11 protein-coding genes are annotated in these 11,454 nt (G+C 69.7%); 7 read left to right on the top strand and 4 right to left on the bottom strand.

Annotated elements, in window-relative coordinates:
- The first annotated feature begins 199 nt into the window (after positions 1-199).
- Positions 200-1,171, top strand: coding sequence for an SDR family oxidoreductase (locus OHT61_RS11985; protein WP_329037653.1), 972 nt, complete (start codon positions 200-202; stop codon positions 1,169-1,171).
- Here the strand turns inward: OHT61_RS11985 and OHT61_RS11980 are convergent.
- The gene (locus OHT61_RS11980) at positions 1,162-1,668 is read right to left on the bottom strand and encodes an ATP-binding protein (protein ID WP_329037651.1); all 507 of its coding nucleotides are present in this window, start codon (positions 1,666-1,668) and stop codon (positions 1,162-1,164) included. The two genes, OHT61_RS11985 and OHT61_RS11980, sit on opposite strands and share 10 nt — an antisense overlap.
- A 158-nt stretch (positions 1,669-1,826) precedes the next feature.
- Between OHT61_RS11980 and OHT61_RS11975 the strand changes: the two genes are divergently transcribed.
- The 4 genes from OHT61_RS11975 to OHT61_RS11960 all read left to right on the top strand — a co-directional run bounded on the left by OHT61_RS11975 (position 1,827) and on the right by OHT61_RS11960 (position 7,370).
- A complete protein-coding gene (locus OHT61_RS11975; protein ID WP_329037650.1) occupies positions 1,827-2,696 on the top strand; it encodes a helix-turn-helix domain-containing protein in 870 nt (289 codons plus the stop codon).
- Positions 2,693-2,884 (top strand): DUF397 domain-containing protein, encoded by a 192-nt coding sequence (locus tag OHT61_RS11970; RefSeq protein ID WP_329037648.1) that lies wholly within the window; start codon positions 2,693-2,695, stop codon positions 2,882-2,884. The genes OHT61_RS11975 and OHT61_RS11970 overlap by 4 nt, the downstream gene beginning before the upstream one ends.
- Positions 2,885-3,101: 217 nt before the next feature.
- Positions 3,102-4,763 carry a GmrSD restriction endonuclease domain-containing protein gene (locus OHT61_RS11965; RefSeq protein WP_329037647.1) on the top strand — a complete coding sequence of 554 codons (1,662 nt, stop codon included), beginning with the start codon at positions 3,102-3,104 and terminating at the stop codon, positions 4,761-4,763.
- A gap of 306 nt (positions 4,764-5,069) precedes the next feature.
- The gene (locus OHT61_RS11960) at positions 5,070-7,370 is read left to right on the top strand and encodes a SpoIIE family protein phosphatase (RefSeq protein WP_329037645.1); all 2,301 of its coding nucleotides are present in this window, start codon (positions 5,070-5,072) and stop codon (positions 7,368-7,370) included.
- A gap of 25 nt (positions 7,371-7,395) precedes the next feature.
- On the opposite strand, the gene OHT61_RS11955 is transcribed toward OHT61_RS11960, so the two are convergent.
- From OHT61_RS11955 to OHT61_RS11945, 3 genes are all read right to left on the bottom strand, one after another.
- Positions 7,396-7,608, bottom strand: coding sequence for a DUF4287 domain-containing protein (locus tag OHT61_RS11955; RefSeq protein WP_329037644.1), 213 nt, complete (start codon positions 7,606-7,608; stop codon positions 7,396-7,398).
- Positions 7,609-7,777: 169 nt separating this feature from the next.
- Complete coding sequence (locus OHT61_RS11950; RefSeq protein ID WP_329037642.1) at positions 7,778-8,785, bottom strand: SEC-C domain-containing protein; 1,008 nt, start codon at positions 8,783-8,785, stop codon at positions 7,778-7,780.
- Positions 8,786-8,942: 157 nt separating this feature from the next.
- Positions 8,943-10,340, bottom strand: coding sequence for an MFS transporter (locus OHT61_RS11945; RefSeq protein ID WP_329037639.1), 1,398 nt, complete (start codon positions 10,338-10,340; stop codon positions 8,943-8,945).
- A gap of 127 nt (positions 10,341-10,467) precedes the next feature.
- Between OHT61_RS11945 and OHT61_RS11940 the strand changes: the two genes are divergently transcribed.
- Positions 10,468-10,998: a winged helix-turn-helix transcriptional regulator gene (locus tag OHT61_RS11940; RefSeq protein WP_329037638.1), complete on the top strand. Its 531-nt coding sequence runs from the start codon at positions 10,468-10,470 to the stop codon at positions 10,996-10,998.
- Positions 10,999-11,041: 43 nt separating this feature from the next.
- Positions 11,042-11,374, top strand: a complete 333-nt coding sequence (locus tag OHT61_RS11935; RefSeq protein WP_329037636.1) for a DUF6412 domain-containing protein — start codon at positions 11,042-11,044, stop codon at positions 11,372-11,374.
- Positions 11,375-11,454 lie beyond the last annotated feature (80 nt).

Here is an 11,454-nt window from a genome sequence, read left to right as displayed (position 1 = left end):
TCCACGCGTCCCGCCGGGGCGGGTCCCGACCTGGGTGGTCGGTCCGCCGTGGTGCTCGGCGCCCGCTTCTCTCGGCCTCACGGCCTGCCTCACCACACCCCGATACGTCCGACGCCTTCGAAGAACCTCCGAAAGACCCACCGAAAGAACCCCTAAAAGGTGACGTGTTCTGTCGGGTTTGGCAGGAACGATGGATGGCATGGAGAACCAGAACATCACCACCCGGAACACTCCGCAGACTGCTCCGGCGGGTTCACTCGCGGGACGGATCGTGCTCGTGGCCGGCGCTACCCGCGGTGCGGGACGGGCTCAGGCGGTGGAACTGGGCAGGGCCGGTGCCACCGTGTACGTGACCGGCCGCACCACCCGGGCTCGGGCCAGTGAGGTCGGCCGGACCACCGAGACCATCGAGGAGACCGCCGAGATGGTCACGGCAGCGGGCGGCGTCGGGATCGCGGTTCCCACCGACCATCTCGACGAAGCCCAGGTGCGTGCCCTCGCCGAGCGGGTCGATCGGGAGTGCGGCCGGCTCGACATCCTCGTCAACGATCTATGGGGCGGTGAACACCTCATGGCCACCTCGGTGTTCGGGAAGAAGAGCTGGGAGACGCCGCTCGCCGACGGCCTGCGCATCCTGGAACTCGGGGCGCGCTCGCACGTGATCACTGCGGCGCTGCTGCTTCCGCTGCTGATCCGCTCGGACGCGCCGCTCCACGTGGAGGTCACCGACGGCACCGCGCACTCCAATCGCCGCTATCGGGAGAACATGTACTACGACCTGGCGAAGAACGCCCCGATCCGCCTCGCATTCGGACTGGGGCAAGAGCTGGCCGAGTACGGGGGCGCGGCGGTCGCGGTCTCGCCGGGCTTCCTGCGCTCCGAGCAGATGCTCTCCCACTTCGGTGTGAGCGAGGAGAACTGGCGTGACGCGATTGCGCAGCAGCCCGAGTTCGCGATCGCGGAGTCCCCGCGCTACCTGGCCCGGGCGGTCGTGGCGCTGGCCACGGACCCGGACCGCGCTCAGCGGTGGAACGGCAAGTCCACCTCCAGCGGGGAACTCGCCCGGGTGTACGGGGTGACGGATGTGGACGGCAGCCGGCCGGACGCCTGGGCGTACTTCGAGGACGTCTTCTACGGCGGCGGGGAAGGATCCGCCGAGGACTACCGCTGAGGTTCGGGCTCCCCGGGTTCCGACTCGTGAGCCGGCGGGCCGCCCGGGCCCGGTGTACCTGCTCTCGTGGACAGCACACACTCCGCCCAGACCGTCTTGCCCGGCCCGAGGCGGTCGCGGACACCCCAGCGGACGGCGAGGGTGTCGACGAGGACCAGGCCCCGGCCGTGGTCCTCGTCGAGGGCGGGCAGGACGTGGCTCGGCCGGGAGGGATGGGTGTCGGACACCTCGATACGGAGGACGCCCCTGCCGTCGTCGTGTGCGAGGAGCAGAGCGAAGTCCCGGCCGGGGACGAGGCCGTGCAGCACGGCGTTGGCGGCGAGCTCGGCGACGACGATCGTGACCGCGTCGTAGTGCTCCGAACCGCGCGGACACCCCCATTCGACGAGCTGAAGTGCGGCGAGCAGGCGCGCGAGACGTGCCCCGCGCCGGGTGGCGGAGAAGCGCTGGGCGAACACGCCTGGGGTGACGGTCGCTTGGGTGTGAGGGGCTGGCATGGAATCCAGCCTGCTGAGATGCGGGACCCGGCGGCAGGCACGGCACCGATACAGATCGCGTTGTACTGGTTCACGCGCTGGACTGGGTGAGTCACGTTGCGTAACCATGAAGCACGGTCGGGCGTAGTGCAGTGCGGCACAGGGAGTTGCGGGCGCGAATGGTGACGGACATCGGCGGTCTCAGGGGCGGGGTCGGGGGCGGCGCAGGCTGTGGCGAACCCGAGTTGTCCGACAGCCTGAGAACGTTCGGGGCGGTACTCAAGGCCCTGCGCGACGAAGCCCGCCTGACGCAGGAGCAGTTCGCGCCGCTGGTCCAGTACTCCACGGCGTACATCGCCAAGATCGAGCAGGGCAAGCGGTACCTGCCGCGGGACCTGCTGGACCGCTCGAAGGACGTGCTGGGGGACACGGCTGCGCGGGTGCTGGAGGCGGCGGCGAAGAGCCTGACGCGTAAGGCGGGGCTGGCGTCGTGGTTCCTGCAGTGGGCGGCGATCGAGGAGGAGGCGATCACGCTCTTCTCGTACGAGTCGAGCGTCGTTCCAGGACTACTGCAACCGGAGTCCTACATCCACGCGATCTTCGAGCGACGCCTGCCGCCCCTCGCCGAGGCGCAGTTCGAGCATCAGGCCACCGCCCGACTGGAGCGGCAGAGACTCCTGACGGAGCGGCCGAACACGACGTTCGGCTTCATCATCGAACAAGGGCTGCTGGAAAGGCGCTTGGGAGGCAACCAGGTCACGCGGACACTCTTTGATCACCTGCTCGCGGTAGGCCGTCTGCGTAATGTGGAGATTCAGGCGATGCCGCTGATCCAGGAGGACCACTCAGGCTTCGAGGGCCCGCTCTCGCTCGCTGAGACGACGGACAACCGATGGGTGGGATACGTCGAAGCACACGACAACAGCATGCTGATCAGCGACCCAAAAGCCGCAAGCGCGATGCTTCAGCGCTATGGCAAGATGCGCTCGCAGGCTCTGAGCCATCAAGCCACCGCGAGTCTGCTGGAGCAGATGCGAGGAGCGCTATGAGGACCACCGAACCTGCCTGGTTCAAGAGCAGCTACAGCGGTGGTGGCGGCGGCAACTGCGTAGAGATCGCGTACAGCCCCGAGGCCGTGCTGATCCGGGACTCGAAGGACACGCAGAGGCCCGCGCTGTCGGTCTCTCCGCACGCATGGTCAGCGTTCACGGCGCTGGCTGCTGACGCGCACCTCTGAGCGGCCGCATCATGTAGCGGCTGGCCCAGGCCCTGTGGTGACCCTCTTTCACGAGGGCGCGACGATACCGCACGCCTCGCCCTTGCCAGCCCGTGCGTCAGTAGGCAGCCGCGAACCGCCCTGCCGTTGGATGGCCAATGCGCGGACGAGCGTCGAGAACAGAGGGTAGCTTGATCCCTTGCTGTTTCAACGAGCCTGAAGAGTGCGTGGAGGGGCTGTGGAGGCAAGGAATCGCAAGCTGAGCGACTGGCTGGCAACTGTCAGGTCGGGCCAGGTGAAGCTCCCCCGGTTTCAAAGGTTTGAAGCTTGGAGTTATTCACAAGTCCAGAGCTTGCTTGAAAGCGTATTGAATGACCTTCCTATCGGGGCAATGTTCGTGCTCGAAGTGGAGGGAAACCCTCCTTTTCATCCCCGACCGATTAACAGCGCTCCTGCTGGCGGGAAAGTTAGCGAGCTGCTCCTTGACGGACAGCAAAGGATCACTGCCCTCTGGAAGAGCCTTCAAGGCGACTATCCCGAGAGGGCATTTTTTGTAAGCTTTAATGAGAAAACCGACTATGAGGGCATAGCCGTTCAGTCGGTGAAGGTAAGCGTGAGGGGCGATAGGCGATATCCCCTTTGGTTGGGTGATCCGACGAAGCTGCTTGAGCGCGGACTGATTCCGGTGCAGTTGCTCCAGCCGGGAGAGGCGGCGAACGCGGATGCGCTGGAATGGATCCAAGCCGCTTCTGGTGATAATCACGCAGAGTTCGTGAAGCACTTGATGAAGATTCAAGAATGGCGCGCAAGGTTCTCTTCGTTTAACATCCCCTTCCTTTCTCTCCCTGCGACGACTAGTCCCGCTCAGGTTCTCGAGGTTTTCACGAGGATTAATACTGGATCTACACCTCTTTCGATCTTCGATATCATCACCGCTGATATTGAGCAAGCTGTAGGTGAATCGCTGCATGATCTTCTAGAGAATCTAAATGGGCGTGTTCCTGGACTTTCCCGCTATGGTGATGTTCAGGATATTGTGTTGAGAACCGCAGCGCTTATGCAGGACAAGACGCCGGATCGTCCCAGTATTCTGAGCTTGGACTGGGATGAAGTAGTGAGAGACTGGCCTGAACTTGTAGGTGGGGCAGAAAAGGCTGTCGAGTTCCTAGAGGCTGAGAAGGTTCTTGATGGGGCGCGACTTCCCATCTTCACCGTGGTTCCGGCTCTGATCGCTTTGTGGTCCTATGGTGTGAAGCTAAGTCCAGATCGGCTTGGCGAGGCTCGAACGCTGCTGCGGAAGTTCATGTGGCGCGGATTTTTTACGGAGCGCTACGAGAGCAGTGCGCACACTGCAGTGATTCAGGACGTGCGCGAACTGACTAAAGCGATTCGTGATGGGCGGACAGATGCGGCGCCTCCGATTTTTGGGTATGACCTTCCCAGTGAAGAGGATCTTCGTGAGGCGGGGTGGCCCAAGAAGAAGGACCGGCTCGCGCGCGCCATCCTTCTTGTGAGCCTCAAGGGTGGAGCGACTGATTTGGCGGATGGTGGGCCCATTTCGGTTCTGAATGTAACTCAGCGAGAGTATCATCACATCTTCCCTGATGGGTACCTGAAAAACGTCCGATCTGAAATCGCGGCGAATCTGGCTCTTAACTGTGCCCTTATTACATGGAAGACTAATAGAACAATCCGAGATAAGGAGCCTCTCGTTTACATGAGGGACCGGGCGGAAGCCAATAGTCTGGGTGACGACGAAACCGTATTCAGACTTAAGACGCACGCAATCCCGGAGGGGCCATTGCGTAAGAATGACTATTCTGAATTCATTCTCGCGCGCTCCCGGGAGGTTGCTTCTGCCATGGAGGCTCTGACGAGCGGCCGCCCGTGGAGCCCTTGAGGGGTGAGTAGGCTCAAGTTGTGGTGTCTTGCCATCGCCCAGCGTAGGCGTCAACGCAACGTCAGTCTGCTGTCTCGAATTGGTGCATTCCCTTGTCGAGGCCGTTTGTTGACACGTTTTTTCCTGGAGTCTGACCACGGGACCAGAATCTAGGCTGCCGTCGCCCCCGTCCGGAGGGCGGAGCCCCGCCGTCCACCCCGTCCTCCGGTAGCGGGCGCCGGAGCGGGGGCCGATGCTGGTTCGGTAGGGGTCGTCGAGTGCGGAGGTCCGTCCCGGACCCCGCGAGGGGGCTAAGGAGCTTGCTTCATGGCTGATGCGCCCCTGATGGTCGTGGACGGCGCCGGAGTGGTCACCGGGTGGAGCCGGGCGGCCGAGCGGCGTTTCGGTCCCGCCACCGCCGACGCGCTCGGACTGCACGTCATGGATGTGCTGGCCGGTGACAGCGGCCGTGCGGCCGGTGACGGCGAGGTTTCGGCGGGGCTCAGGCTGGAGCCCCTGGCCGGTGCCGACTGGGCCTTCTGGGAGGCCGCGCCCGACGGGGGCGATGGCGGTGACGCGGTCGGGACGGCGCTGCTCGACGTGGTCTTCACCCAGGCGCGTGTGCGGCTCCATGTGCTCGACACCGATCTCGACGTCCTGCGGATCAGCGACCCCTCCGCCGGGGCCGAGGACACCACACTGCTGCACGGCCGGCCGTTCCGCTCCGTGTGCGACTTCGAGGAACCGGACCGGGTGGAGGACTTCGTACGCGAGGTCATTCGCACCGGCGTGCCCGGTGTCGAGCAGCCCTTCCAGACCCGGCCCGACGCGGTGGCGGGCGGCTCGCGCACCCTCGCCCTGACGGCCTTCCGGCTGCAGGAGGGGCACGAGACTCCGCGTGGTGCACTCGGCAGGGTGCTGGGCGCGGCCGTCGCCGTGGTGGACGTCAGCGAACGGGTACGGCGCCGGGGCCGGGAAGCGGCCCTCATCGCGGTCCGCGACTCCGTCGGCCGCACCCTGGACGTCGAAGCCACCTGCCGCGATCTCGTCAACGCGCTGGTCCCCGGATACGCCGACGTGGGCGTGGTCGAGGTCGTCGACGACGTCCTGCGCGGCGAGACGCCGCAGCCCGGGCCCCTCGGCCCCGACGTACCGCTCAGGCGGGCGGGGTACAAGGGCGAGAACGAGGCCGCCCATCCCGTCGGCGACATCCGCGCGGTGCCCTACGGCACGCCCTACCAGCGGGCCGTCTCCGACCTGCGGGCCCGTGTCCTGCCCCTGGACGACCTCACCTGGGCCGACGCCGACCCCGCGCGGGCCGGTTCCATCCGCCGCGTGGGGGCCCACACCCTCCTCGTCGCGCCGCTGACGGTGCGCGGGGCGGTACTGGGGCTGCTGACGCTCTACCGGTGCGGGGACTCCGAGCCGTACACCGAGGAGGACCTTCCCGCGGCCCTCGCGATGGCGTCCCGGGCCGCGCTCGGCATCGACAACGCCTGCCGCTACGTGCACGAGTACACCATCGCCAGCGCCCTCCAGCGCAGGCTGCTGCCGCAGAGCCCGGCACCCCAGCCCGCCGTCGAGAGCGATCACCTGCTGCTGCCCGGCGGAGGGGCCGGGAACTGGTTCGACACGATCGCACTGTCCGGGGCCCGCACCGCCCTCGTCATCGGGGAGGTGGCCGAACGCGGCATCTACGCCGCGACCACCATGGGGCAGCTGCGCACCGTCGTCCACGCGCTCGCGGCCCTGGACCTGGAACCCGACGAACTCCTCGCGCGGCTGTACGACACCGCCGCACGGCTGGCCGAGGAGCGCGCCCACCTGCCGCAGAGCGACCCGCTGCACCGTGAGCCGCTGGCCGCGACCTGCGCTTACGCCGTGTACGACCCCTTCACCGAGAAGTGCACCGTCGCGTCCGCCGGCCACCCCGCGCCGCTCGTCGTCGAACCGGACGGGGCGGCCTTCGTGGTGGGCCTGCCCGTCGGTCCGCCGCTCGGAGCGATGGACCGCGCCCCGGTCGCCGCGGTCTCCGTCACGCTCCCGGAAGGCAGCCTGCTCGCCCTGCACACCAACGCGCTGCGGAGCTACTCCCAGCCGTCCTCCGGTGCGCTGCGCCAGGCCCTGATGCCCACGGACCGTCCGATGCGCGACCTGTGCGACGCGGTCGCCCGCTCCCTGCCGGACACCGCCGAGCTACGGGGCGCCGCGCTGCTCCTGGCCCGGACCCACGCCATGCCCCCGGAGCGCTACGCCGCATGGGAACTGCCCTACGACAGGACCGCCCCGGCCACCGCGCGCCGCCTCACGTCCAAGACGCTCGCCGAGTGGCACATCGAGGACGACACCGGGGACGCGACCGAGCTGATCGTCAGCGAACTCGTCACGAACGCCGTGCGCTACGGCACCCCGCCGGTGGTCCTGCGGCTGATCCTCGACCGGGGACTGATCTGCGAGATCAGGGACGGCAGCACCACCGCCCCCTACATGAAGTACGCGGGCGCCGTCGACGAGGGCGGCCGGGGGCTCTTCATCATGTCCCACCTCGCCTCGCTCTGGGGCACCCGCTACGCCCCCGACGGCAAGACCGTCTGGTCCGAGCAGACGCTCCGGGGGAGCGGGGTCTGACGGCGCCCCCGCCCCCGGACGCGCCCTACGCGGCCCTGTCCTCGGCGAGGGTGTGCGCGACCAGGGCGTTGGCGTGGCCGTGCCCCAGGCCGTGCTCGGTCTTCAGCCAGGAGACGATCTCCATGTGCCTGGTCAGGGGCGAGGAGCGGATGAGCTCCTTCCACTCCGTGACCGGGCGGCCGTACTTCTTCTCGATCGAGGGGAAGTAGCTCGCGGGGCCCTTCACTGCGTCGGTCATGCCGTCGTCCCGTCCGTCGTGTCCGCCGTCGTGTGGTGCTCGTACGCCGTACCGCGCACACCCCTCAAGACTGCGGGCGGCCCCGGAACTCATCGGCGGCGGACGCCACCGGTGCCGGGCGCCGGGCGGAACGGGGTGCGCCCGGACGTGCCGGGCGCACCCCGGCGGCTCATCCCGCCCCGTGGCACTCCCGGTACGTGCGCTCCGCGCCGCACCAGCAGGCCGCGCTGCGCGCCGGGGGCCACGGGACGGCGCGGCCCCGGGCCGCCAGCGTCGTGGCGTACTGGGGGAGGAGGTCCGGGTCGGAGGGCGAGGCGGCCTCCGACGCGGCGAACGCCTCGTACGAGGGGACCGTGCCCGTGACGATGCCCAGGTTCGGCGTGCCCGCCGCGTGCAGATCGCGCAACGCGGCTTCCAGGCGCGCGAGATGGTCCTCGTGCGAGAGGTACTCCTGGCCGAGCTCCGGGTAGGCCGCCAGGAGTTCGCGCAGCTCGTCGCCGGGCCAGCGCAGTACGGCGACGGGGAAGGGGCGGGACAACGCCGTGCGGTAGGTGCCCAGTTCGGCACGGAGCCGGTTGATCTCCGCCTGGAGCTCACCCGGGTCCGACGAGCCGAGGGCCCACAGGCGCTTCGGGTCGTGCAGCTCGTCCAGCGGCACGGCCGCCGTGTGCAGGGTGTCGGCCAGCTCGTCCCAGGCGTCGTGGCCGACGCCCATCAGCCTGCGTACCCGGTGCCGTCCGATGAGCAACGACTGGGTCGCGTACGGGACTTCCTCGCCGGGGGCGATCAGCAGGGTCAGTGCCGTCGAGAAGAAGTCGTGGGCGGACTCCAGCTCGTCGTGCGCTTCGAGGGTCTCCGCGGCGATCTCCCACGGGGCCGCGTCGAGCGGGCCGGCCGCGCGGATGCCGTCGATGATCGCGCGGGCCTCGGCCTCGTGGCCGTACTCCCAGAGGTTGGCCGCCTTGAGGGCTTTCACCAGGTGCGGCTGCTCGACGGGGATGTCGGGCGATCCGAGCAGTTCGTCGTAGAGGGTGGTCGCGCGGGCGCGGTCCCCGGCGAGCTCCAGATGGGCCGCCGCCTGGAGGAACAGCGGTTCGTGGTCCTCGGGGTACTGCGCCGCGGTGCGCAGCAGGCGCTCGGCTTCGGTGGTGTGGTCGGCAGGCGTGTCGGGGCGCATGGACCACACGGTACTGCGGGACGGGGGCGGGATGAGAGGGAGCGTGCTGGAGTGGTGGTGAAGGCCGGACGGCCGCCGGGGGAACGCCCGGTGCGCCCTCCCTGGCCGGTGCCGCCCGCCCCCGTCCGCTGCCGCGCCCCGGACCGGGCGGACGCGGTCAGCGCTCCCGCAGGAACAGGACGGCCGCCACGGCCACCACCGCCAGGCCGGCCGACAGCAGGACCGCGCCGTCCGCCCCCGCGGCGGTGGGCGCCACGGCGATCGTCACGGCGACGCCGGCCGAGGAGCCGAGGTAGCGGGCCGTGTTGTTGGCGCCCGAGCCCATGGCCGCCCGGTCCGGGGGCACGGACCCGACGGCGAGCCGGGGCAGTGCCGCGTTGATCAGGCCACTGCCCGCGCCCGCGACGACCAGGGCCGGCACGAGACGCAGCCACACCGAGGCGGACGCCCCGCCCGGTGCGCCCGTCAGGGTTCCGAGGATCGGCAGGACCGCCACCGCGTGGAGCGCGAAGCCGGCCGCGAGCTGGTGGCGTGCCGCCACCCGGCCGGCCAGACGCCGGGCCTGGAGCGCGACGGCGAACGACGTGCCCGACCAGAGCAGGAACAGCCAGGCCGAGTCGAGCGCGGAGAGGGCGAGCGAGTGCTGGAGGAGGGTGGGCAGGAAGCTGAACAGGCCGATCACCGCGAGCCCCGTGAACAGGCCGCCCGCCGTCGCCGCGAGGAAGGCGCGGCTGCGGAACAGCCCCAGGTCGATGAGCGGGGCCGCCGCCCGGCGCTCCACCGCCGCGAACACCCCGGTCAGGGCCACCGTCGCGAGCAGCAGGAGGCCCACGGGTGCGCGCAGCCAGCCGTCCCGGCCCAGCGTGAGCGCGGTCAGCAGCGCGGTCATCGCCAGTCCGAGCGCGGCGGCGCCCGCGAGGTCGGGTCGGCCGGTGCGCGGGGCGCGGGACTCCGCGAGCGTACGCAGGGCGAAGGCCGCGGTGACGAGGGCGCCGGCCCCCAGGGCGAGGTAGGTCAGGCGCCAGTCGACGGTGCCGAGCGAGCTCGCCAGCAGCGGGCCGAGGGCGATGCCGGCGCTGACGAAGGCGCCCCAGACGCCCATCGCCCTGATCCTCGCGGGGCCGACCGGATACGCGCCGACCAGCAGGCCGAGGCTGGTGGCCAGGATCGCCGCGCTCGCCGCGCCCTGGCCCGCCCGGGCGAGGGTGAACCCGAGGGTGTCCGTGGTCAGGGCCCCGAGTCCCGCGGTGACGCCGAGGCCCAGGGTGCCGATGAGGAAGATCCGGCGCCGCCCGAAGTCGTCGGCGAGGCTGCCCGCGACGAGGAGGACGACGGCGAGGCCGAGCGGGGCCCCGTTGAGGAGCCAGGCCTGGGCGGCCGGCGGGGTGGAGAAGGCGGTGGAGAGGGCGGGGAGCGCCGCCATCGGCGCGGTGTAGTTCATCAGGGCGACGGTCGTGGCGGCGCTGGTGACCGCGAGGGTCGCGCCGGGCCGGTGCGGTGGGCGGGCCGGCCGGGAGGCGGCTGCGGTGCCTGCCTGTGCGGACTGCTGGGTCATGACGTCCCTCCGGGAACGGCCCGCCTGGCAAGCAGGACCACGGCCTGGGTTCGATGAATGAACCAACTGGGGCGTGACGCTAGCACGACAAGGTTCGTTGAATGAACCCACTGGGTAGAGTGGTCGCATGGCCCTCGGCAAGGACTACGTCGCACAGCAGTGCTCCATCGCCCGCGCGCTCGAGGTGGTCGGCGAGCGCTGGACGCTCCTCGTCGTGCGCGACGCCTTCTACGGCGTACGCCGCTACAACGACTTCCTGAGTCACCTCGGCATCCCGCGCGCCGTCCTCGCCGCCCGCCTCCAGGCGCTCACCGAGGCCGGCGTCCTGGCGAAGCGCCGCTACCAGGAGTCGCCGCCGCGCGAGGAGTACGTCCTCACCGACCGCGGCAAGGCGCTCTGGCCCACCCTGCGCTCCCTCGGCCTCTGGGGCCGCGAGCACTTCGAGGACACGCTGCCCATGCGTTACTTCCACCACGCCGCGTGCGGGACGCTGCTCGGCGCGTACGGCCAGTGCCCGGCCTGCGGAGTCGAGGTGGCGCCCGAGGACGTGGAGATGCGGCCGGGTCCCGGACTCGATCCCGGCCCGGACGACCACGTCGGCAGGGCCCTGCTCACCCCCCGGCGACTGCTTCAGCCGCTGGACACCGATCGTGTATAACGGCTGGAGGACACCGACGGCCGCGAAGGGGAAGGGAGGGACGATGAGCGACGACACGAACCGTGTGCGCCGCGGGATCGCCCGCCTGCTCCGCCCCGCCGCCTTCCTGGTCCTGTTCGTCGCCGAGGTCGTGCTCGCCGACGGTGGCAGCCTCTCCGCCGCCGTCGCGCTCGCCGCCACCGCGGCCGCCGGCTCGGCGCTCCTCGTCTGCTCCGTCATCAGCGCCCGCTGCGCCTGCCCCGTGCCCCGCACGAGGGTGCGTACGGCCATGCGCGACCGTGAGAAGCGCACCGCGTTCCTGCCGCAACGGGATCCCGACGCCCGAGGGCGTCGCAGGCCCCGAGCGCCCGGGGCCGCCCTCCCGACGGCCGCGTAGAGCACCCTTCACCCCCTTCTGCGCGGTTCCGTCCTGCCGAGTTCCAGTCATCCCGGCACGACGAGACCCCCCGGAGGGCT

Source organism: Streptomyces sp. NBC_00178 (assembly GCF_036206005.1).
GTDB lineage: Bacteria > Actinomycetota > Actinomycetes > Streptomycetales > Streptomycetaceae > Streptomyces.
The sequence above is the reverse complement of the archived record's forward strand: the minus strand, read 5'-3'. Positions and strand labels throughout refer to the sequence as shown.